The sequence below is a fragment of the Mesorhizobium sp. WSM4813 genome (assembly GCF_055811555.1).
In genome coordinates this window covers 93819-114706 of record NZ_JBVVQU010000010.1, presented here as the reverse complement: position 1 = coordinate 114706, position 20888 = coordinate 93819, and the positions used below count along the sequence as shown (strand labels likewise).

Below are 20888 nucleotides of genomic sequence, written 5' to 3'. Positions count from 1 at the left end.
CAAGAAGCCTGCCAAGGCCTATTCCTCCCATTCTCCTGACAAGATGGGGCTCCTGACAAGAAGAGACCGCAACCATGTTCAATTCATCCTCTTTTGCCGAAGCCCTGCACAGCGATGGGCCAGCCGCGAACCTTGCCGAGAAACTGGATCTTTACGGCCGCTTCGTCGGCGGCTGGATATTCGACGCCACGCGCCATCTCGAAGACGGGCAGGTGCTGACCGGGCGCGGCGAGGTGCACTTCGGCTGGGTGCTCGAAGGCCGGGCAATCCAGGACGTATGGATCCTGCCCGCGCGCGACGCCGGTCCCTCACCCTCCCTCGGCAAATGGACTTTCTATGGCACGACATTGCGTGTCTATGACCCGGGAGTCGACGCCTGGCATATTTTCTGGAGCGATCCGCGCACCCAATATTACAGCCGGCAGCTCGGCCGCGCCGTGGGCGACACCATCGTCCAGCAAGGCGCTGACGGCAGCGGCGCTTCGGTGCGCTGGAGCTTTTCCCGGATTACCGAAAACTCCTTCCGCTGGCTGGGCGAACGCTCGCAGGACCACGGCGCGACCTGGCGGCTCGAAGTCGAGTTCCTGGCGCGGCGAACCGTCAGCACCTGACCTGCACGGTTTCCCCTGACGCTGCTTTGCTCTACCAATGCAGGGGTCTCGGGCACGGCCCGGCGGGGAGGGTCAGAGATGCCGAGCTTCGACAGCCTGTTCAATGCCTTCGTCACCATTCTCGTGACCATCGACCCGCCTGGCCTGGCGCCGCTCTTCCTCGCCGTGACACGCGGCATGAACCGCGAGGAGCGCAACCAGGTCTCCGTCCGCGCCTCGATCATCGCTTTCCTGGTGATGGCGCTATTTGCAATCGCCGGCGCATCGATCCTGTCGGTATTCGGCATCACGCTGCCGGCGTTCCGCGTCGCCGGCGGGTTCCTGCTGTTCTTCATCGCCTTCGAAATGGTGTTCGAGCGCCGGCAGGACCGCAAGGAGAAGATCGGCGACGTCGCCATCACCAAGGACATGATCCACAACATCGCGGCCTTTCCGCTGGCGATCCCGCTGATCGCCGGTCCGGGAGCGATTTCAGCGACCGTGCTGCTCTCCGGCTCGTTTCCAGGTTTTGGCGCGCAGGCAGCCCTTGTCGGCATCATCGCGATCTGCCTTGTGATTACTTACCTGGTGTTCGTGCTGGCCGAGCGCATCGACCGTATCCTTGGCCAGACCGGCCGCTCGATCCTGACACGGCTGCTCGGCGTCATCCTGGCGGCGCTCGCCGTGCAATTCGTCGCCGATGGCATCAAGGCGCTGATGGCGGCATGACAATGAAAGCGGCCTCGCGCTTGATTGCCGAGGCCGTCATTTTCATCGTCCATCTCGCGCGACGAGCCGCCGCCACTGGACGCCATCCTACTTAGCCGTGGTGTCGATGACTTCGAAGTCGTGGGTGATCTCGGCGGTCTTGGCCATCATTGCCGAGGCCGAGCAGTATTTTTCGATCGACAGGTCGATCGCCCGTTTCACCTTGTCGGGCGAAAGCGCGCGGCCCTTGACGATGAAATGCATATGGATGCGGGTGAACACCCGCGGCTCCTTCTCCGCCCGGTCGGCGTCGAGTTCGACCACGCAGTCTTCGACCGCCTGCCGGCCCTTTTCGAGGATGTGGACGACGTCATAGGCGGAGCAGCCGCCAGTGCCGAGCAGCACCAGTTCCATCGGGCTCGGCCCCGGCGTCCTGCCTTCCGGCCCGAACGCGGTCCCCAGCACCACCTTGTGACCGCTGCCGGACTCGCCGACGAAAGTGCGCTCCTCGACCCATTTGATCCGTGCTTTCACCTGATCCGTCCTTTCACCGTGCACCGCTCAAACGCACAACGTCCCGAAGACAGATCTTCGGGACGCCAATGCGTGGCCTCAAATAGCTGGCGTTGTCAGCTCGCACAGAGCCGTTCGTTCCGAGCGATCAGAATGGAATTTCGTCATCCAGTTCGCGCGACGAACCGCCGCCACCACCGCCCTTGTTGCCACCGCCGCCGCGATTGAGACTCTCGCCCGGACCGGACTGGCCAAAATCGGAACCGCGGCTGCTGCCGCCACCGGCATAGCTGCCGACCTGACCGCCCTCGCCTTGCCCGCGTGCGTCGAGCATCTGCAGCTCGCCACGAAACTTCTGCAGCACGATTTCGGTCGTGTAGCGGTCATTGCCGGTCTGGTCCTGCCATTTGCGCGTCTGCAACTGGCCCTCGACATAAACCTTCGCACCCTTCTTCAGATACTGCTCGGCGACCTTGGCGAGCTGGTCGTTGAAGATGACGACATTGTGCCACTCGGTCTTTTCCTTGCGCTCGCCGGAAGTTTTGTCGCGCCAGCTTTCCGACGTGGCGACGCGGATGTTGACGACCGGCTCACCCGAATTCAAACGGCGGATTTCCGGGTCCGCTCCGAGATTGCCCACCAGAATGACCTTGTTGACGCTACCCGCCATGATACTTCTCCGCGCTCATCCGTAACAAAATGTCTGTCGCTCACCTTATAGACTGCGGACACTCCCCGCCTGCCGCGGCTGCCTTTTCCCACAAGGTTTTTTGTTCTCTTTTCGTTCTAGGCCCAATCAGTTCCTACTGTCAAGGAATGTCAGCAATCGATGGGGTCCGCAGTGCCATTCCATACGGGCACGAAAACAGTGCTTGCCAAATCAATAAGTGTAGACTTATGCTTTTGTCATGATCGAAGCAGAGATTTTTCGAGCGCTTTCCGACCCGACGCGCCGCGCCGTCTACGAACGGCTCGCCGCTGGCGAGATGACGGTGTCGGAACTGCGCATCGGCATGACCGTGTCGCAGCCGGCCGTGTCCCAACATCTCGCCGTGCTGCGCGGCGCCGGCCTGGTGGTCGAGCGGCGAGCTGGCCGCAACGCCTATTATCGCGCCGATCCGCAAGGGCTTGACCCTCTGCTCGGCTGGATCGAGCGCTACCGTGCGTTCTGGCCCGAGCGTATCGAGAGACTCAAGGCGGTTTTGAAGGACATGGATCAATGACGGCAAAACAGCATTCAGACATGGCGGCAGACCCGATCGAGTTCGAGTGCGAGCTTCCAGACCCACCGGAAAAAGTGTGGCGGGCGCTGACGGTGCCGGACCTGCTCGCGGCCTGGATGATGCCCAACGACATAAAACCTGAAATCGGCGGCCGCTTTGCCTTTGCTAAGTCTGATGCGCAGATCGAGTGCGAAATCCTCGACGCCGAGCCCGAACGCCTGCTGCGTTATTCATGGCGGGAGCGGCCGGCGCCTGGCAACGCGGATCCGCTGGACAACCCGATGGATAGCATTGTCACCTTCACGCTCGACCGCACCGTGTCGGGCGGCACGCATCTGCGCATCGTCCACGGCGGATTTGCGCGAGTAGCTACGCCTGCGGTTGCAGGCGCCGGTTGCCGGCTCTCGCTCAACGCACACGGCCACAGACAGATCATAGCCGCAAACACGCCTCGCCTCTTCCTGCGCGCGGCCTGAGCGGCACAACGGAGAAAAGCGATGAGCGGTTTTGCCAACCTGGTGCCGATGGTGATCGAGCAGTCGAGCCGCGGCGAACGCGCCTTCGACATTTTTTCGCGGCTGCTGCGCGAGCGCATCGTCTTCATCAACGGTTCGATCGACGACAATGTGTCGGCGCTGGTCTGTGCCCAGCTTCTGTCGCTGGAATCCGACAATCCCGATAAGGAGATTTCGCTCTACATCAACTCGCCGGGCGGCGTGGTGACCAGCGGTTTCGCCATCTACGACACGATGCAGTATATAAGCAGTCCGGTATCGACCGTCTGCATGGGCTTTGCCGCCTCGATGGCCTCGTTCCTGCTGATGGCGGGCACGCCGGGCCGGCGCATCGCGCTGCCCAACACCAGCATCCTGCTGCACCAGCCGTCAGGCGGTTTCCAGGGCCAGGCCTCCGACATCCAGCGCCACGCCGAAGGTATCCTCAGGACCAAGCGGCGCATGACCGAGCTTTACGCGCACCACTGCGGTCGCACGTTCGAAGAGGTCGAACGCACGCTCGACCGCGACCATTTCATGACCGCCGAGGAGGCAAAAACCTGGGGGCTTGTCGATCATGTTTTTGACACCCGTAAGAGGGCGGCGTGAAAGGGCAGCCGGCCGTCAGCATTGGCCACGAGAGTTTTTTGCCCGTTTTACCGAGCCGATCTGGCTTCGGGCGCTACGGCGATACGGTCCCTCGATGTTCGACAAGTATTCCCGCATGCGTTTTAACAGACTGATCATTGGTGTTACTGTCGCCGCCGTGATGTCCAGCGCGGCGTTCGCCGAAGACAGTTCAACGCCTTCGCAGAACGGCACGCTGCCCAGCGTGGCTGGCGACTCTCGCGTCGCCAAGCCGGTTCCCGAACCGGACGATGCCGTGCCCAGCAACGGCCAGTTCAAGATCGGCGATACCGATGTCAGGATTTCCGGCAGCATAACTTTTGATGTCGGCGCCGGCACGATCAATGCCCCCGGCGGTAGGACAGGTCCACCGGCCTTCATCGTTGCCACAAATCTCAAGGCACTCGTGCGCTTGCCATCTGAAATGAACAGCCCCGCCGTTGCTTCCGCAAACGGTCGGGGCTTTTTTTGGATCTAAAATCCAAACTTGCCGGGAGTACACTGCCGGCTTTTGATTTCGGATGCTTCGCGGCGTTCAACCGACGATCCGACTAGTAGTCTCTGATTTTAATGGGATCGGCAGGTCACGGTTTGTCGGGCGGCGCAAACGCCTGGCCCTGGCACTTATGCCTGCCGCGGCTCCAGCGACACGTGGACCCTCAAGGGACTGTCCGGTGGAGTCATTCCTCTGCTCTCCTTTTCTGTCCATTGCGACTGGCGTCGTCCGAAGCACATATCGCAAAAGCCCGCGGCGTCTCGCAGGCCACCTTGGGTGGCGAGGCCATCGAGGGACGGCCGGCTTCGGTGACGTTTGGAGTCTGCCCCCCTGAGGCTGAGACGTCAACCGTTGGATAGCCGATTACAAAAAATGTGATCGCTTGTGTGGCGAATCCGAAATTTGCATCCGTTTTGAGCAGCGCCGCGGCGGCCGTGGATTACATAGACGCTTTTGTCAGGAGCGTGTTCGGTCTTTGTTCTTTGCGCTTGCTCGCCCGCGCGAAAGACGGTTAAAGGCTTTGGTCGAGAGTTGTGGCGTCTCTCGAAAAGGTGACGAAATTACCTACATAGGGGATGGCCGGGACAACCTGCCATCCCATGAGATTCCAGATCTGAGGCGGCGACCGGCGATGGCCGACCATAAATATCTTTCCATTCGCGGGGCGCGCGAACACAATCTGAAGAATGTCGATCTCGACCTGCCGCGAGACAGCCTGATCGTCATGACCGGCCTGTCGGGGTCCGGCAAGTCGTCGCTCGCCTTCGACACCATCTATGCCGAGGGCCAGCGCCGCTATGTCGAGAGCCTGTCGGCCTATGCGCGGCAATTCCTCGAAATGATGCAGAAGCCTGACGTCGACCAGATCGACGGGTTATCGCCGGCCATCTCAATCGAGCAGAAGACCACGTCGAAAAACCCGCGCTCGACGGTCGGCACCGTTACCGAAATCTACGACTACATGCGGCTGCTGTTCGCGCGCGTCGGCATCCCTTATTCGCCGGCAACCGGCCTGCCGATCGAGAGCCAGACCGTGTCGCAGATGGTCGACCGCGTGCTGGCGGTCGAGGAAGGCACACGGCTGTTCATCCTGGCGCCGATGGTGCGCGGCCGCAAAGGCGAGTACCGCAAGGAATTGCTGGAGCTGCAGAAAAAGGGCTTCCAGCGCGTCAAGGTCGACGGTGTCTTTTACGAAATCGCCGACGTGCCGGCGCTGGACAAGAAGTACAAGCATGACCTTGACGTCGTCGTCGACCGCATCGTCGTTCGCGGCGATCTGGCGACGCGGCTTGCCGATTCCATCGAAACCGCGCTGAAGCTTGCCGACGGGCTGGCGGTGGCCGAATTCGCCGACCGGCCACTTGACGCCAGCCAGACCGGCGAGGATTCGGTCAACAAGTCGAAGAACGAGACGCATGAGCGCATCCTGTTCTCGGAAAAGTTCGCCTGCCCGGTGTCCGGCTTCACCATTCCCGAGATCGAGCCGCGGCTGTTCTCCTTCAACAACCCGTTCGGCGCCTGCCCGACCTGCGACGGCCTCGGCAGCCAGCGCGCCATCGACGCCAGCTTGATCGTGCCCGACGACAACCTGTCGCTGCGTGCCGGCGCCGTCAGCCCATGGGCGAAATCGACCTCCCCTTATTACGTGCAGACGCTTGAGGCGCTGGGCAAGGCCTACGGGTTCAAGCTCGGCGACAAGTTCCGGGATCTGACCGAGGAGGCAAAGCAAGCCATCCTGCATGGCACCGGCGAGCGCGAGGTCACTTTCCAGTACGATGACGGGCTGCGTTCCTACAAGACGACGAAGACCTTCGAAGGGGTCATTCCCAATCTCGAACGGCGCTGGAAGGAGACCGAATCCGCCTGGATGCGCGAGGAGATCGAGCGCTTCATGTCGGCCACGCCTTGCCCGGCATGCCGCGGCTACCGGCTGAAGCCGGAATCGCTTGCGGTGAAGATTGCCGGCAAGCACATCGGCGAGGTCACCGAGCTGTCGATCCGCAAGGCCGACCAATGGTTCACCGAGCTGCCCGCTTCGCTCAGCGACAAGCAGAACGAGATCGCGGTGCGTGTGCTCAAGGAAATCCGCGAGCGGCTGCGCTTCCTCAACGACGTCGGGCTCGACTATCTGACGCTGTCGCGCAATTCCGGCACGCTGTCGGGCGGCGAGAGCCAGCGCATCCGCCTGGCCTCGCAGATCGGCTCCGGCCTGACCGGCGTGCTCTATGTGCTGGACGAGCCGTCGATAGGCCTGCACCAGCGCGACAATGCGCGCCTGCTCGACACCCTCAAGCATCTGCGCGACATCGGCAACACGGTGATCGTCGTCGAGCATGACGAGGACGCCATCCTGCATGCCGACTACGTCGTCGATATCGGCCCGGCCGCGGGCATCCATGGCGGCCACATCATCGCCCAGGGAACGCCGCAGCAGATCATGGCGAGCCCCGCCTCGATCACCGGCAAATATCTGTCCGGCGAGCTCGAAGTGGCGACGCCGGCCGTGCGGCGCGAGGCCAAGAAGAACCGGCGCCTGAAGATCGTCGGCGCGCGCGGCAACAATCTGAAGAACGTTACCGCCGAAATCCCGCTCGGCACCTTCACCGCCGTCACCGGCGTGTCCGGCGGCGGCAAGTCGACCTTCCTGATCGAAACCTTGTTCAAAGCAGCGTCGCGCCGGATCATGGGTTCGCGCGAGCATCCGGCTGATCATGACCGCATCGAGGGCCTCGAGTTCCTCGACAAGGTCATCGATATCGACCAGTCGCCGATCGGAAGGACGCCGCGCTCCAATCCCGCCACCTACACCGGCGCCTTTACGCCGATTCGCGACTGGTTCGCCGGCCTGCCGGAGTCGAAGGCGCGTGGCTATCAGCCGGGTCGCTTCTCGTTCAACGTCAAGGGTGGCCGCTGCGAAGCCTGCCAGGGCGACGGCGTCATCAAGATCGAGATGCACTTCCTGCCCGACGTCTACGTCACCTGCGACGTCTGTCATGGCAAGCGCTACAATCGCGAAACGCTTGACGTCTTGTTCAAGGGCAAGTCGATTGCCGACGTGCTCGACATGACCGTCGAGGAAGGCGTCGATTTCTTCGCCGCCGTGCCCGGCGTGCGCGACAAGCTGGAGACGCTGAAGCAGGTCGGCCTCGGCTACATCCATGTCGGCCAGCAGGCGACGACGCTGTCGGGAGGCGAGGCGCAGCGTATCAAGCTGGCCAAGGAACTGTCGCGCAAGGCGACCGGCAAGACGCTGTACATCCTCGACGAGCCGACCACCGGCCTGCATTTCCACGATGTCGCCAAGCTGCTCGAAGTGCTGCACGAGCTGGTCGACCAGGGCAACACAGTGGTCGTCATCGAGCACAATCTCGAGGTGATAAAAACCGCCGACTGGGTGCTCGATCTCGGTCCCGAGGGTGGCGACGGCGGCGGCGAGCTGGTGGCGTCCGGCACGCCGGAGGATATCGTCCGCGAGAAGCGCAGCTATACAGGCCAGTTCCTGCGGGAATTGCTGGAGCGGCGGCCCGGAGGCAAGCGCGAAGCGGCGGAGTGAATGAGGACTGGCTGGCGTTTGGAAGAACCTTCAAATGAAGATCAGAAGAGCGCTTGCTGATGATGTTGACGCTGTCGTCTCGCTGACCGACGCTGCCTATGCGCCCTACACAGCCTTGTTCGGGGCGCCGCCGATCCCGGTCACCGAAGACTATGCGCCGCGGATCGGACGCGGCGAGGTCTGGCTGCTGGAAAGCAGCGGCGAGCCGGCCGGCCTGATCGTTCTCGAACGGCATCCGGACCATACGATGATCTTCAGTGTCGCCGTCGCGCCTGGCTTTCAGGGCAAGGGGTTCGGCATAGCGCTGCTCGACTGGGCCGAGCAACAGACCCGCCTGTGGATCTTGCCTGAACTCCGACTCTACACCAATTCCAGAATGGAACGGAACGTTTCGTTGTATAAGGCCTACGGCTTTCGCGAAACGGGTCGCCGGCCCAATCCATATCGGCCAGGATGGATGGTCGTCGACATGGCCAAAGCCGTCGAGACGATCGCCATCGCCTGATCCTTTTCAGCAAACGGGAGGACGACAGTGACTCAATCAGGAACAATTCGCGCCGGCATGGGCGGCTGGACCTTCGAGCCGTGGGACACGTCCTTCTATCCGGACAAGCTGTCCAAGGCGAAGCAGCTGCACTACGCAACCCGGCAGGTGCCGAGCATCGAGGTCAACGGCACTTATTATTCGAGTTTCAAGGAGCCGACCTTCGTCAAATGGGCAAACGAGGCGCCGGACGGCTTCGTCTATTCGTTGAAAGGCAACCGCTTCGTCACCAACCGCCGCGTGCTCGGCGAGGCCGGCGAATCGATGATGCGCTTCCTGGGATCGGGCGTCGCCGCACTCGGCGATAAGCTCGGGCCGATTCTGTGGCAGTTCGCGCCAACCAAAAAATTCGACCCGGACGATTTCGAGGCCTTCCTCAAGCTTTTGCCCGAAAAGCAGGACGGCGTCGCGCTGCGCCATGCGGTGGAGGTGCGCAACGACAGTTTCGTCGTGCCGGAATTCGCCGCCCTGGCGCGCAAATACAAGGTGGCGATCGTCTACGCCGACCACGCCAAATATCCTGGGATCGCCGACGTCACTGGGGATTTGATCTATGCGCGGCTGCAGACAGGCAGCGACGACAATCCCGACTGCTACACGCCAAAGGCGCTCGACGAATGGGCGGCGCGGGCGAAAACCTGGGCGGAAGGCAAGGCGCCGGCCGACCTGCCGCGCACCGATCCCTCAACCGACGCGCCGGTCAAACCGCGTGACGTGTTCGTCTACTTCATCACGGAGGGCAAGGTCCGCGCGCCGTTCGGCGCCATGGCGCTGATGAAGCGCGTCACCGGCTGACGGCCTCGAATTGTGACATCTTCATTACCATCGTAACCTTATCGATACCTCCTTGCTGCATGAATCCGCGGAGCTAGGGCAGCCGCGGGTTAGGGCATGTCGCTCGACTACCACTCACTTCTGCTGGCTGTCGGTTTTTCCGCCGCCTGCCTGAGCCTGACGTTGTTCGGCATCTGGCTGACCGCGCGAACCGAAAAGTTCCTGCTGACTTGGTCGATCAGCGCGCTGTTGATCGTCGGCGATGTTGTTATCTACGAGGACTATATCGAGACGCCCGGACGCATCCTCGGCATCGCAACATTCACCCTGCTCCTGGTTGGGTTCTCGACCATGCTGGGCGCCGCCTACCAGTTCAGATCAGGCCGGTCGCCGATCCCGCTGACGGTGCTCGGCAGCTGCATCTCGCTTGCCCTGGCGCTGCCGCCGATGGCGCTCGGCTATGACGGGCTCGGCTTCATGTTCGAAAATCTCCTTGCCGCCCTGGTTCTGTTTGCAACGGCCTATCAATATTGGATCGGGCGCAGCGAAGCCCCTGTCCCGATCATCGGCCTCGCCGTGCTCTACTCGACCACCGGCATTTCGTTTGTGCTGTGTACGATGGCGCTTGCATGGGATGGGAAGCTGGTCCTCGGACATGCGCCGAGCAACTGGGCCGAGGATCTGAGCCTCGTCGTCGTCATCGCCAGCATGACCGGCATCGGCGCCCTTTCGCTGGCACTCAACCAGGGCCGTCTGGCCCGACATCACCATCTGGCTGCGCTGACCGATCCGCTGACCGGCCTGCTCAATCGCCGCGCGCTGTTCGACCTCAATGGCGGCGCGCCGATCGGGGCTTTCACGGCGGTGGTCGTGTTCGACCTCGATGGCTTCAAGGCCATCAATGACGAGTTCGGCCACGCCACGGGCGATCAGGTGCTGAAGGTGTTCGCCAAGGAACTCGTCGAGAACCTTCGCCCGACCGATGTCGCCGCGCGCATGGGCGGAGAGGAATTCGCGCTGGTTCTGCAGCGGATCCTGCCCGAAGCGGTGGAGTTCACCGCCGAGCGTATACGCACCGCCTTCGCCGCGCGTATCATCGAGACCGAAACCCGTCACCTGACATGTACGGTCAGCGCCGGATACCCTTTCGGCAGCAAGGACGGCATGAGCTTCGACAAGGTGCTCAGCGCCGCCGACAAGGCGCTCTATGCCGCCAAGCGCGGTGGTCGCAACCGCGTCGCGGCCTCAACCTTCCGACGCGCGAGCTAGTTTCGCTTGGCGGCATAGCGCGTCCGCCCCTTCCGTCAGCCATCATGCCGCCATCACGACCTCGTTGTAGGTATCGAGATCGACGTAGAAGACCTAAATGATCTCCGCGATCAGCTCGTCGTGGTCGTATCCGTGTGATTTCAGAATATTGATGGCGGTCATGATGTCGACGCGCTCGGTCAGCCGTCGTTTCTGGTAGTCCTCGACGTAACGTTCCATCGGCTGCCCTGAGTGCCCGAAGTTGAAACAATAATCAAATCACAGGAGGAAGCCGCTCGCATGAAGCGTGATGGCGCGGGTTGCACCTTCCTCTGATCTGCCGATTGAGACTGATACGGAAAGCGGCCGACTCACCAAGGCCAAGCAAAATCTAGCATGCAATCTTCAACGCGCTAGAGTTGCAAATGGTGACCTTCGTGACTTCGTCATCCTTGGGGTAGCGACGCGGAGCGGAGCGAAGACCCAAGGATCCATGCCGTAACTTCTGAGCGTCGCCACGGTACAGAATCCAGGATGGTGTACGCCGGAAAACGGCTTCTGTTCTTGACCGCTGCATTCTTTGACTGACGGCACGGCATGGATCCTGGGGTCTGCGCCGCGTCGCTTCGCTGCTTGCTTCGCCCCAGGATGAGGAAGTGAGGGATGGTTCGGCTAATCCTAGAGGTTTGCGACCCTACACCGTAAGAAATTTCCTCACATCCGCCCGGTCGAGATCCTCGGCCGGGCCGGTGTGGACGATCTGGCCGCGGTCCATGATGTTGACCTCGTCCGCCAGTTCCCGGCAGAAGTCGAGATACTGTTCGACCAGCAGCACGGCGATGCCTGCCTGGTCGCGCAGATAGCGGATGGCGCGGCCGATATCCTTGATGATCGACGGCTGGATGCCTTCGGTCGGCTCGTCGAGCACCAGCAGTTTCGGCCGCATCACCAGCGCCCTGCCGATGGCAAGCTGCTGCTGCTGGCCGCCGGAAAGGTCGCCGCCCCGGCGGCCGAGCATCTGCTTCAGCACCGGGAACAATTCGAAGACGTGGCCGGGAATGTTGCGGTCGGCGCGCTTCAATGGCGCAAAGCCCGATTCGAGGTTTTCCCGCACGGTGAGCAGCGGGAAAATTTCCCTGCCCTGCGGCACGAATGCGATGCCCGACCGGGCGCGGTCATACGCCGCGCTCCGGTCGAGCGCCTTCCCCTCGAAGGCAACGCTTCCGCTCGTCAGCCGGTGGTGGCCGACGATCGATCTCATCAAACTGGTTTTGCCGACGCCGTTGCGGCCGAGCACGCAGGTAATCTTGCCGGCGCCGGCCTTCAGCGAGACGCCACGCAGCGCCTGGGCGGCACCGTAGTGCAGCGTGGCGTTGGAGACTTCGAGCATGGTCAGCGCCTTCTCCAGCGCCTGAAGAACGAAAGATCGAAATGATCGAACGGAACGCGCCAGACCATGATCATCTCCCCAGATAGACTTCGACGACCCGCTCGTCGGCCGAAACGAAATCGAGCGAGCCTTCGGACAGGACCGAACCTTCGTGCAGGCAGGTGACCTTGACGCCGAGCTCGCGCACGAAATGCATGTCATGCTCGACGACGATGACCGAATGGTCGCGCGCTATATCCTTGAGCAGCCGCGCGGTCTCCTCAGTCTCGGCGTCGGTCATGCCGGCAACCGGTTCGTCGACCAGCAGCAGCTTCGGATCCTGCGCCAGCAGCATGCCGATCTCGAGCCATTGCTTCTGGCCGTGGCTGAGATTGGCGGCGAGCTCGTCGCGCTTGTTGCCAAGCCGGATGATGCCGAGGATATCGTCGATCTGCCGCGCCTCCGCGGCCGAGCGGCGATGGAACAGTGCCGGGAAGATCGAGCGTGGCCCCTTCAGCGCCAGCATCAGATTCTCCTCGATCGTATGGCTTTCGAAGACGGTCGGCTTCTGGAATTTCCTGCCGATGCCCATCATGGCGATCTCGGCCTCGTCATGTTTCGTCAGGTCGACCTCGCCGTCGAAGAAAACCTCGCCCTGGTCGGGCCGCGTCTTGCCGGTGACGATGTCCATCATCGTCGTCTTGCCGGCGCCGTTGGGACCGATGATCGCCCGCATCTCGCCCTTGTCGAGCACCAGCGACAGGTTGTTGATGGCGCGAAAACCGTCGAAGGAAACCGAGACGCCGTCGAGATAGAGGATGGTGTTGCTCTTCGACATCGCTCACTCCGCCGGCTGCGGTTCGGGACCGGACGCGGACCAGTCGCCCGGCGTTCTCGCCGCCGAGCGAACGATCTTCGGCGGGGGCGGGACGTCAGGATCGGTGCCGGCCTCCTCGGCGATCGAGGCTGCGCGCAGCGCCTTGGCATTGCCGCGCCAGGAATCCCACATGCCGACAATGCCCTTGGGCAGGAACAGCGTGACGGCGACAAACAGTCCGCCCAGTGCAAACAGCCAGAACTCCGGCAGCACGCCGGTGAACCAGGATTTGCCGGCATTGACCACGAGCGCGCCGATGATCGGCCCGACGATGGTGCCGCGCCCGCCGACGGCCGCCCACACAACGACCTCGATCGAATTGGACGGCTCGAACTCGCCTGGATTGATGATGCCGACCTGCGGCACGTAGAGCGCGCCGGCAATGCCGGCCATGACAGCCGACACGGTGAAGGCGAACAGTTTGACGTTCTCCGCGCGCCAGCCGAGAAAGCGCGTGCGGCTCTCGGCGTCGCGCACCGCCATCAGCAGCTTGCCGTATTTGGAGCCGACGATTGCCCAGGTGAGGAAGACGGCGAGCGCCAGCGTTATGGCGCTCGCCGCGAACAACGCCGAGCGAGTCGCGTCGGCCTGCACGTTGAAGCCGAGAATATCCTTGAAATCGGTCAGGCCGTTATTGCCGCCGAAACCCATGTCGTTGCGGAAAAACGCAAGCAGCAGCGCATAGGTCATCGCCTGGGTGATGATTGACAGATAGACGCCGGTGACGCGGCTGCGGAAAGCGAACCAGCCGAAGACAAAGGCGAGCAGGCCGGGCACCGCAAGCACCATGATCGCGGCAAACCAGAAATGGTCGAAACCGTACCAGAACCACGGCAATTCCCTATAGTTCAGGAACACCATGAAATCCGGCAGCAGCGGATTGCCGTAGACGCCGCGCGAACCGATCTGGCGCATCAGATACATGCCCATCGCATAGCCGCCGAGCGCGAAGAAGGCGCCGTGGCCTAGCGAAAGGATGCCGCAATAGCCCCAGACGAGATCGAGCGCCAAGGCGAGCAGCGCGTAGCAGAGATACTTGCCGGTGAGCGCGACGACATAGGACGGCACGTAGAACGCACTCGTCGGCGAGACTGCAAGATTGAGCAGCGGCACGATGATGGCGACCGCCAAAAGGATGAAGATCGTGATGGCGATGCGGCGGTCGGCGCCGGCGGCGAAGAAGCGTCCCGTGATCATGCTTCCACCGACCTGCCCTTCAGCGCGAACAGGCCGCGCGGGCGTTTCTGGATGAACAGGATGATGAGGACCAGCACGACGATCTTGCCGAGGACTGCCCCGGCATAGGGTTCGAGAAACTTGTTGACGATGCCGAGCGAGAAGGCGCCGACCAGCGTGCCCCAGAGATTGCCGACGCCGCCGAAGACGACGACCATGAAGCTGTCGATGATGTAGCCGCGGCCGAGATTGGGCGAGACATTGTCGATCTGGCTGAGCGCGACACCGGCGATGCCGGCAATGCCGGACCCCAATGCAAAGGTCAGCGCGTCGACCCACGGTGTCCTGATGCCCATCGACGCGGCCATGCGGCGGTTGGCGGTAACGGCGCGCATCTGCAGGCCCCAAGGCGTGCGCTTCATCACATAAAGCAGCACCGCGAATACGGCGAGCGCGAATACCAGTATCCAGAGCCGGTTCCAGGTCACGGCAAGCTGGCCGATATTGAACGAACCGGACATCCATGACGGATTGCCGACCTCCTGGTTCGTCGGCCCGAAGATGGTGCGCACCGCCTGCTGCAGGATCAGCGAGACGCCCCATGTCGCCAGCAGCGTCTCCAGCGGCCGGCCGTAAAGGAAACGGATCACGCCCCGCTCGATGACAAGGCCGACGAGCGCCGCGACCGAGAAGGCGAGCGGCAGTGCGATTACCAGCGACCAGTCGAACAGGCCGGGGAAGGAATTTCGGATCACCTCCTGCACGACAAAGGTCGTGTAGGCGCCGAGCATGACCATTTCGCCATGCGCCATGTTGATCACACCCATCACGCCGAAGGTGATGGCGAGACCGATCGCCGCCAGCAGCAGCACCGATCCGAGCGAAATGCCGTACCAGATGTTCTGGCCCGCATCCCACAGCGCCAGCGTCGAATTGATGCTGGCGATCGCGGCCGTCGCCGCGTCCTTGACCGCGCCTTCGGAATTGGCTTCGACAGCGGTGAGCAGGGACAGCGCGTTGCGGTCGCCGCGCGCCCCGATCAAGGCGATCGCCGCGAGTTTATCGGCCTCCGGCCTGTCCGACACCAAAACCGAGGCGGCGCGGGCCTGTTCGAGCAGCGCTTTGACGCTTGCCACGGTTTCGCTGGCAATTGCACCATCGAGCGGCTCGATGTTTGTGGCATCGGGCGTCTTGAACATGGTGTCGGCGGCGGCAATGCGCGCTGCCGGATCTTTCGCACCGAGCGTCAGCGTGCCCAGCGCATCACGGATGGCGCGGCGCAGCGAATTGTTGACCTTGATCTTGGTGATCTCGCTTTTGGCCGCGTCGCCGGATTTTTCACCGCTCAGCGGGTCGAGCAACGCAACGCTGCCGCCACCTTCCTTGCCGATGAAAACCAGCGAATCGGCCTTGCGGACGTAGAGATCGCCCTCCGCGAGCGCGCCGAGCGGGCGCTCGACGGCAGTATCACCGGTAGCCGCCAGCTCGCGCACGACAGCTTCGGTGACCGAAAAATTCGAGGCAGTAGCAAATTTGGCGATGATGGCGCGCAGATCCGCTTCGGCAGCGTTCGACGGCGATAGCATCCCCAGGAGGAGCAGCAGCGTCAGGCCGATCGCGCGGGTGAAGATCATCGATTTCTGGCGACTCTTTAAGGGTTGAACTTCGCGTCCGGGCGGACTGGAGGAGAGGACGAGCTCGCCCGGACGCATCGCGGTCTAGGTCGTGGAGAATCCACGACCGTCAGACCCGGGAGGATCAGTTGGTTCCCTTGCCGCCGCACTTGCCGGTGGCAACATTGAAGTTGCCGCAGGACAGAGGCGCGCGCCAATCGGAGATCAGGTCCTTCGAATCAGCCAGATAGTCAGACCACTCGTCACCCATCACCAGGCCAGGCGTCTGCGAGACGGTCTCGAACTGGCCATCGGCCTGGATTTCGCCGATCAGTACCGGCTTGGTGATGTGATGGTTCGGCATCATGGTCGAATAACCACCGGTCAGGTTCGGCACCGAGACGCCGATCACGGCGTCGATGACCTTGTCAGGGTCGGTGGTGCCGGCCTTCTCAACCGCCTTCACCCACATGTTGAAACCGACATAGTGGGCTTCCATCGGGTCGTTGGTGGTGCGCTTGTCGCTCTTGATGAACTTGTGCCAGTCGGCGATGAACTTCGCGTTCTCGGGCGTATCGATGCTCTGGAAATAGTTCCAGGCGGCGAGATGACCGACGAGCGGCGCTGTGTCGAGACCGGCAAGCTCTTCCTCGCCAACCGAGAAGGCCATGACCGGGATGTCCTCGGCCTTGATGCCCTGGTTGCCGAGTTCCTTGTAGAACGGCACGTTGGCGTCGCCATTGACGGTCGAGACGACAGCGGTCTTCTTGCCGGCAGAGCCGAACTTCTTGATGGCCGACACCTCGGTCTGCCAATCGGAGAAGCCGAACGGCGTGTAGTTGACCATGATGTCTTCGGCGGCGACGCCCTTGGCCTTCAGATAGGCTTCGAGGATCTTGTTGGTGGTGCGCGGGTAGACGTAATCGGTGCCCTCAAGCACCCAGCGTTTTACCGAACCGCCATCTTCGCTCATCAGGTAGTCGACGGCCGGAATAGCCTGCTGGTTCGGCGCCGCACCGGTGTAGAACACGTTGCGTTCGCTCTCCTCGCCCTCATATTGGACGGGATAGAACAGGATGTTGTCGAGTTCGCTGAACACCGGCAGGACCGACTTGCGCGACACCGAGGTCCAGCAACCGAACACCGCCGCGACCTTGTCCTTTGAGATCAGCTCGCGTGCCTTTTCGGCGAACAGCGGCCAGTTGGAAGCCGGGTCGACGACGACCGCTTCGAGCTTCTTGCCAAGCAGGCCGCCCTCTGCATTCTGCTCTTCGATGAGCATCAGCATGGCGTCCTTCAGCGTCGTCTCCGAAATCGCCATGGTCCCCGACAGCGAGTGGAGAATACCCACCTTGATCGTGTCGTCAGCCGCCCTGGCCGGGACGCTCATCAGCAGGCCGGCCGTGACCGCGCCCGCTGAAAACATTTTTGTGATTGTCGAGAAACTGCCCCTCATATTTCAAACTCCCTAGCTGGTTGATCGCATCGCAAACAGACCATGCAACGGCTGTGCCAACCGCGGGAGCAAATTGAATGGGCTTAGATTTCCTAGCCCTATCAGCCGGTTAATATATTGGCCGCCAAAGATAAGCGCCGCCGCAGGTATTCTGCTTGAGAAAAAATTCCCCACTCTCGCCTAAGTTTTGATCACTCGCGAATTAATGCATGAATTTTGGGCAACACCATATCAAAGACGGCGAACCGTTGCAGCGCTGCAGGAAAATGGGGCAAGTTCGATCTTCAAAAGAGCGACGCCATGGCCTCCAGGATTTCTCGTATTTTCAGCACCGTGCTTCTGGTTGCGGCCACCAGCGGCGCACGCGCCGACTTCACCGACGGCAAATTGCCGGACGGCACCTATCACTGCGAAGTCTATCTGCTTGGCACGTTCCTCAGCCTTGGCGACATCACCATCAAGGGAAATGTCTATAGCGGCCCGGTGATCTTCGGAACCGCGCGGCAGGGCTACAATTATCAGATGGATGCAAACGGCGAGATTACCTGGTTGGGCCCGTTGGGCGGCTATACGACCGGCGGCAACTCGATCTCGCTCACACAAGCCACCCTGGACGGTCAAACCAGCCCGTCCTTCGACATCATCATGAAGCAGCCTGACGGCGCCTTCACCGCCTCGACCTGCACGAAGCGTTGAACAGCCGACAAGAAGAGACGCGAAACTTTGCGAGGTTCCGCGCCAGCAGGCAGTCGGGAGGGTATGGCTAAATGCTCTTGGCCGACATCTGTTCGGCGATATAGTCGGCCTGACGGATCGCCAGCGACACGATCGTCAATGTCGGATTTTCAGCGCCGCCGGTGGTGAACTGGCTGCCATCCGATACGAACAGGTTGTTGATGTCGTGCGCCTGGCCATGCTTGTTGACGACGCCGTCGGCCGCCTTCTCGCTCATCCGGTTGGTGCCGAGATTATGGGTCGACGGATAGGGCGGCGTCGGGAAGGTTCGGGTCGCGCCCACCGCCGCGTAGAGCGCCGAGCCTTGCTTGTAGGCGTGGTTACGCATCGCCGTGTCGTTGGCATGGTCGTCGAAATGGACGTCCGCCACCGGCATGCCGTGCTCGTCCTTGATATCGGCATGCAGCGTGATGCGGTTTTCCTCGCGCGGCATGTCCTCGCCGACGATCCACATCCCGGCCATGTGGTCGTAGTGGTCGAGCGCCGTGGTGAAGGAACGTCCCCAGCCGCCGGGATTGAGGAAGGCGGCCATGAATGGCAGGCCGAGCGACAGCGTCTCTAGCTCATATCCGCCGACGAAGCCGCGCGAGGGATCGTTGCGAGCCTCGTCGCGAATGATACCGGCCATGGTGGTGCCGCGATACATATGCACCGGCTTGTCGAAGATGCCGTAGACCGAGCCCGTGGTGTGGCGCATGTAGTTCTTGCCCACCTGCCCCGACGAATTGGCAAGGCCGTCGGGAAACTGGCTCGAAGCCGAATTGAGCAGCAGCCGCGGGCTCTCGATCGAATTTCCGGCGACGGCGACGATGCGGGCCTTCTGTTCCTGCAGTCTGCCGTCCTTATCGGCATAGACGACGCCAGTCACCTTGCCTGAGGCATCGTGGTTGATCTTGATCGCCATGGCGTTCGGCCTGACCTCGAGATGGCCGGTCGCTTCGCCCTTGGGAATTTCGCTGTAGAGCGTCGACCATTTGGCGCCCCATTTGCAGCCCTGGAAGCAGAAGCCGGTCTGCTGACAGGCATTGCGGTCGTCGCGCGGCTCGGAATTGATTGCCATCCGGCCGGTGTGGCACTCCTTGTAGCCGAGCTTGTCGGCGCCGGCCTTCATCACCTTGAAGTTGTTGTTGCCGGGAAGACCTGGGATGTTGTTGGTGAGCGTCACACCTAGCTTGTCTTCGGCCTTTGCGTAGTAGGGCTCCAGCTCGGCAAGCGTAATCGGCCAATCGAGCAGGTTGGCGCCTACCAGTTTTCCGTAGGTCGAAAGCGTTTTGAATTCGTGCTCCTGAAAGCGCAGCGAGGCGCCCGCCCAGTGCGTAGTCGAGCCGCCGACCGCCTTGACGATCCATGCCGGAAGGTTGGGGAAATCCTTCGCCACCCGCCAGTCGCCCGAGGTCGTGCGCTTGTCCGTCCAGGCGAGTTGGGCAAATGAATCCCACTCGTCGTTGATGAAATCCTCATATTCGTGGCGGGCGCCCGCCTCCAGGATGACGACATCGATGCCCTTCTGAGCGAGTTAATTGCCGAGCGTGCCGCCGCCGGCGCCCGAGCCGACAATGACGACCACGCCGTCGTTCTTGAGATCAAATGGTGCCATGGTTTCCTCCCATGATGTCTGTTGTGTACGGTTTGGGACGATGGGGCTCAGAGCCACTCGATGTCGTCGAACCCGCGCGCCATGTAGCCGCCCTTGGAGTAGGACTCGCCCTCGTAGCCGAAGATCGGCCAGACCTCTTTCTGGTTGTAGAGGCCGACGACCAGCCCGCCGCGGACGGACTGAAAGAACGGCGTGTCCTCGATCTCTCTCAGCACCGCAACGCGCTGCTCCTCCCAGCCGAGACCGGTGTAGCCGTCCTTGCCCGACTTCAAGTCGAGCTCGGCAATGCCTTTTTCGATAAGATCTTTGTGGGCGGGGTCTTTGCCGGCCTGCTCGTCATGGGCCTTGACCGCGATTGCATAATATTTGTCAGGCACCTGGTCGTGCGGGTAGATGTCGCGCGCCATCTGGATCAGGGTTGCCATGGTTTCGGGCTTGAGCGCGGATGTCTCGAGGCCCCAGGCATGTTCCGGGCTGATGACGGCACTGCCCGAAATCACCAGCAACGCGCCGACACCGCCGCGCTTCAGAAGCTCGCGGCGCGACAGCCCTGGCTTCCTTTCGTGGGCCGGCTTTCTCTCATAAATCGTGACCATTTGTTCCTCCCTTTGCTTGCTGTTTGCACCCGAAGGTGCCTGGCTGGCGCCGCGCTGGCCGGCGCGGCCCTAATGTCTCCTATTTAAACCGGCCCTGACGCTGCAGAACCTCGATCTTGTAGCCGTCGGGATCCTCGATGAAGAAGAAGCGCGCGAGCAGCGCCCCGTCGCGGTTGAACTCGACGATCTTCTTCGGGCTCAGGCCAAGCGCGCCGAGCCGGTCATGTTCGCTATCCAGATCGGCGACCGAAACCGCGAGATGGCCGTAGCCGTCGCCGAGCGCATAAGGCTCCTGGCGGCCCTTGTTGACGGTGAGCTCGACTTCGAACCCCGCCTCGACATTGCTCAGATAGACGAGCGTAAAGGTTTCGAAATCGAGCCGTTCAGCAACATCCAGTCCAAAGGCTTTCCGGTAGAAGTCGACGGACCGGGCCTCGTCCAGAACCCGGATCATGGTGTGGATCGCCTTCGCCAAATGACACTCCGTTGCGGTAAGCGCGATGTGCGCGTCGGCGTGATTATGCGCGGGTTGCGGCAAACGTGGTGGCAGCCGATTACCACGCGCTAATCTAACGACGGCGTGGCAAACCGCCTAAGGACGAAAGTCCGATTGCTGTTTTCCGCTTTCCGGCTGAAGATAATTGGCCGCAATTAAGCACTGCTCAAAGGCGCGAATCGCTGCTGATCGCGCCTAAATCA

General features: G+C 61.9%; 21 protein-coding genes and 1 pseudogene. 11 read left to right on the top strand and 11 right to left on the bottom strand.

The window, feature by feature from the left end; all coding sequences use genetic code 11:
* Window positions 1–74 precede the first annotated feature (74 nt).
* A complete protein-coding gene (locus tag AC0L25_RS08145) occupies window positions 75–611 on the top strand; it encodes a hypothetical protein (RefSeq protein ID WP_473595017.1) in 537 nt (178 codons plus the stop codon).
* Between the two features lie 78 nt (window positions 612–689).
* Entirely contained in the window at window positions 690–1319 is a 630-nt protein-coding gene (locus AC0L25_RS08140; RefSeq protein WP_192355504.1) for a MarC family protein, read from the top strand.
* 87 nt (window positions 1320–1406) lie between these two features.
* On the opposite strand, the gene AC0L25_RS08135 is transcribed toward AC0L25_RS08140, so the two are convergent.
* Both AC0L25_RS08135 and ssb read right to left on the bottom strand, forming a co-directional pair.
* Window positions 1407–1832 (bottom strand): OsmC family protein, encoded by a 426-nt coding sequence (locus AC0L25_RS08135; RefSeq protein ID WP_473595016.1) that lies wholly within the window; start codon window positions 1830–1832, stop codon window positions 1407–1409.
* Window positions 1833–1959: 127 nt separating this feature from the next.
* Window positions 1960–2481, bottom strand: a complete 522-nt coding sequence (gene ssb / locus AC0L25_RS08130) for a single-stranded DNA-binding protein (protein WP_352956191.1) — start codon at window positions 2479–2481, stop codon at window positions 1960–1962.
* A gap of 238 nt (window positions 2482–2719) precedes the next feature.
* Here ssb and AC0L25_RS08125 point away from each other — a divergent pair, with 238 nt between their 5' ends.
* From AC0L25_RS08125 to AC0L25_RS08090, 8 genes are all read left to right on the top strand, one after another.
* Window positions 2720–3034 carry an ArsR/SmtB family transcription factor gene (locus tag AC0L25_RS08125; RefSeq protein ID WP_473595015.1) on the top strand — a complete coding sequence of 105 codons (315 nt, stop codon included), beginning with the start codon at window positions 2720–2722 and terminating at the stop codon, window positions 3032–3034.
* On the top strand, window positions 3031–3510 hold the full coding sequence (locus AC0L25_RS08120) for an SRPBCC family protein (RefSeq protein ID WP_473595014.1): 480 nt from the start codon (window positions 3031–3033) through the stop codon (window positions 3508–3510). The genes AC0L25_RS08125 and AC0L25_RS08120 overlap by 4 nt, the downstream gene beginning before the upstream one ends.
* 21 nt (window positions 3511–3531) lie before the next feature.
* The gene (locus AC0L25_RS08115; protein WP_473595013.1) at window positions 3532–4137 is read left to right on the top strand and encodes an ATP-dependent Clp protease proteolytic subunit; all 606 of its coding nucleotides are present in this window, start codon (window positions 3532–3534) and stop codon (window positions 4135–4137) included.
* 94 nt (window positions 4138–4231) lie between these two features.
* Window positions 4232–4633, top strand: a complete 402-nt coding sequence (locus tag AC0L25_RS08110; protein ID WP_473595012.1) for a hypothetical protein — start codon at window positions 4232–4234, stop codon at window positions 4631–4633.
* Between the two features lie 649 nt (window positions 4634–5282).
* The gene (gene uvrA / locus AC0L25_RS08105) at window positions 5283–8204 is read left to right on the top strand and encodes an excinuclease ABC subunit UvrA (RefSeq protein ID WP_473595011.1); all 2922 of its coding nucleotides are present in this window, start codon (window positions 5283–5285) and stop codon (window positions 8202–8204) included.
* 34 nt (window positions 8205–8238) lie between these two features.
* Complete coding sequence (locus AC0L25_RS08100) at window positions 8239–8709, top strand: GNAT family N-acetyltransferase (protein WP_473595010.1); 471 nt, start codon at window positions 8239–8241, stop codon at window positions 8707–8709.
* A 27-nt stretch (window positions 8710–8736) separates the two neighbouring features.
* On the top strand, window positions 8737–9543 hold the full coding sequence (locus AC0L25_RS08095; RefSeq protein ID WP_473595009.1) for a DUF72 domain-containing protein: 807 nt from the start codon (window positions 8737–8739) through the stop codon (window positions 9541–9543).
* 96 nt (window positions 9544–9639) lie between these two features.
* Window positions 9640–10791 (top strand): GGDEF domain-containing protein, encoded by a 1152-nt coding sequence (locus tag AC0L25_RS08090; RefSeq protein WP_473595008.1) that lies wholly within the window; start codon window positions 9640–9642, stop codon window positions 10789–10791.
* 93 nt (window positions 10792–10884) lie between these two features.
* Here the strand turns inward: AC0L25_RS08090 and AC0L25_RS08085 are convergent, their stop codons facing one another.
* The 6 genes from AC0L25_RS08085 to urtA all read right to left on the bottom strand — a co-directional run bounded on the left by AC0L25_RS08085 (window position 10885) and on the right by urtA (window position 17261).
* Window positions 10885–11010: a hypothetical protein gene (locus tag AC0L25_RS08085; RefSeq protein WP_473595042.1), complete on the bottom strand. Its 126-nt coding sequence runs from the start codon at window positions 11008–11010 to the stop codon at window positions 10885–10887.
* A gap of 454 nt (window positions 11011–11464) precedes the next feature.
* The gene (gene urtE, locus AC0L25_RS08080; RefSeq protein ID WP_006202038.1) at window positions 11465–12160 is read right to left on the bottom strand and encodes an urea ABC transporter ATP-binding subunit UrtE; all 696 of its coding nucleotides are present in this window, start codon (window positions 12158–12160) and stop codon (window positions 11465–11467) included.
* 70 nt (window positions 12161–12230) lie between these two features.
* Window positions 12231–12977 carry an urea ABC transporter ATP-binding protein UrtD gene (gene urtD, locus AC0L25_RS08075; RefSeq protein WP_473595007.1) on the bottom strand — a complete coding sequence of 249 codons (747 nt, stop codon included), beginning with the start codon at window positions 12975–12977 and terminating at the stop codon, window positions 12231–12233.
* 3 nt (window positions 12978–12980) lie between these two features.
* Window positions 12981–14213, bottom strand: a complete 1233-nt coding sequence (gene urtC / locus AC0L25_RS08070; protein ID WP_473595006.1) for an urea ABC transporter permease subunit UrtC — start codon at window positions 14211–14213, stop codon at window positions 12981–12983.
* Window positions 14210–15826 carry an urea ABC transporter permease subunit UrtB gene (gene urtB, locus AC0L25_RS08065; protein WP_473595005.1) on the bottom strand — a complete coding sequence of 539 codons (1617 nt, stop codon included), beginning with the start codon at window positions 15824–15826 and terminating at the stop codon, window positions 14210–14212. Before urtB ends, urtC begins: the two co-directional genes overlap by 4 nt.
* 124 nt (window positions 15827–15950) lie before the next feature.
* A complete protein-coding gene (urtA, locus tag AC0L25_RS08060; protein WP_473595004.1) occupies window positions 15951–17261 on the bottom strand; it encodes an urea ABC transporter substrate-binding protein in 1311 nt (436 codons plus the stop codon).
* A 300-nt stretch (window positions 17262–17561) separates the two neighbouring features.
* On the opposite strand from urtA, the gene AC0L25_RS08055 reads away from it, so the two are divergent.
* Window positions 17562–17957 (top strand): hypothetical protein, encoded by a 396-nt coding sequence (locus AC0L25_RS08055; protein WP_473595003.1) that lies wholly within the window; start codon window positions 17562–17564, stop codon window positions 17955–17957.
* A gap of 67 nt (window positions 17958–18024) precedes the next feature.
* On the opposite strand, the pseudogene AC0L25_RS08050 reads toward AC0L25_RS08055, so the two are convergent.
* The 3 genes and pseudogenes from AC0L25_RS08050 to AC0L25_RS08040 all read right to left on the bottom strand — a co-directional run bounded on the left by AC0L25_RS08050 (window position 18025) and on the right by AC0L25_RS08040 (window position 20664).
* A pseudogene (locus AC0L25_RS08050) lies at window positions 18025–19593 on the bottom strand (GMC family oxidoreductase).
* A gap of 47 nt (window positions 19594–19640) precedes the next feature.
* On the bottom strand, window positions 19641–20189 hold the full coding sequence (locus AC0L25_RS08045) for a gluconate 2-dehydrogenase subunit 3 family protein (protein WP_473595002.1): 549 nt from the start codon (window positions 20187–20189) through the stop codon (window positions 19641–19643).
* Between the two features lie 79 nt (window positions 20190–20268).
* Window positions 20269–20664, bottom strand: a complete 396-nt coding sequence (locus tag AC0L25_RS08040; protein ID WP_473595001.1) for a VOC family protein — start codon at window positions 20662–20664, stop codon at window positions 20269–20271.
* Window positions 20665–20888 lie beyond the last annotated feature (224 nt).

Coding starts and splice junctions, on each gene's coding strand:
- AC0L25_RS08140 (WP_192355504.1), top strand. CDS start 690: ATGCCGAGCTTCGACAGCCTGTTCAATGCCTTCGTCACCATTCTCGTG.
- uvrA (WP_473595011.1), top strand. CDS start 5,283: ATGGCCGACCATAAATATCTTTCCATTCGCGGGGCGCGCGAACACAAT.
- AC0L25_RS08110 (WP_473595012.1), top strand. CDS start 4,232: ATGTTCGACAAGTATTCCCGCATGCGTTTTAACAGACTGATCATTGGT.
- AC0L25_RS08115 (WP_473595013.1), top strand. CDS start 3,532: ATGAGCGGTTTTGCCAACCTGGTGCCGATGGTGATCGAGCAGTCGAGC.
- urtE (WP_006202038.1), bottom strand. CDS start 12,160: ATGCTCGAAGTCTCCAACGCCACGCTGCACTACGGTGCCGCCCAGGCG.
- AC0L25_RS08055 (WP_473595003.1), top strand. CDS start 17,562: ATGGCCTCCAGGATTTCTCGTATTTTCAGCACCGTGCTTCTGGTTGCG.
- AC0L25_RS08090 (WP_473595008.1), top strand. CDS start 9,640: ATGTCGCTCGACTACCACTCACTTCTGCTGGCTGTCGGTTTTTCCGCC.
- AC0L25_RS08085 (WP_473595042.1), bottom strand. CDS start 11,010: ATGGAACGTTACGTCGAGGACTACCAGAAACGACGGCTGACCGAGCGC.
- urtD (WP_473595007.1), bottom strand. CDS start 12,977: ATGTCGAAGAGCAACACCATCCTCTATCTCGACGGCGTCTCGGTTTCC.
- urtC (WP_473595006.1), bottom strand. CDS start 14,213: ATGATCACGGGACGCTTCTTCGCCGCCGGCGCCGACCGCCGCATCGCC.
- AC0L25_RS08045 (WP_473595002.1), bottom strand. CDS start 20,189: ATGGTCACGATTTATGAGAGAAAGCCGGCCCACGAAAGGAAGCCAGGG.
- AC0L25_RS08100 (WP_473595010.1), top strand. CDS start 8,239: ATGAAGATCAGAAGAGCGCTTGCTGATGATGTTGACGCTGTCGTCTCG.
- AC0L25_RS08145 (WP_473595017.1), top strand. CDS start 75: ATGTTCAATTCATCCTCTTTTGCCGAAGCCCTGCACAGCGATGGGCCA.
- AC0L25_RS08120 (WP_473595014.1), top strand. CDS start 3,031: ATGACGGCAAAACAGCATTCAGACATGGCGGCAGACCCGATCGAGTTC.
- AC0L25_RS08125 (WP_473595015.1), top strand. CDS start 2,720: ATGATCGAAGCAGAGATTTTTCGAGCGCTTTCCGACCCGACGCGCCGC.
- urtB (WP_473595005.1), bottom strand. CDS start 15,826: ATGATCTTCACCCGCGCGATCGGCCTGACGCTGCTGCTCCTCCTGGGG.
- ssb (WP_352956191.1), bottom strand. CDS start 2,481: ATGGCGGGTAGCGTCAACAAGGTCATTCTGGTGGGCAATCTCGGAGCG.
- urtA (WP_473595004.1), bottom strand. CDS start 17,261: ATGAGGGGCAGTTTCTCGACAATCACAAAAATGTTTTCAGCGGGCGCG.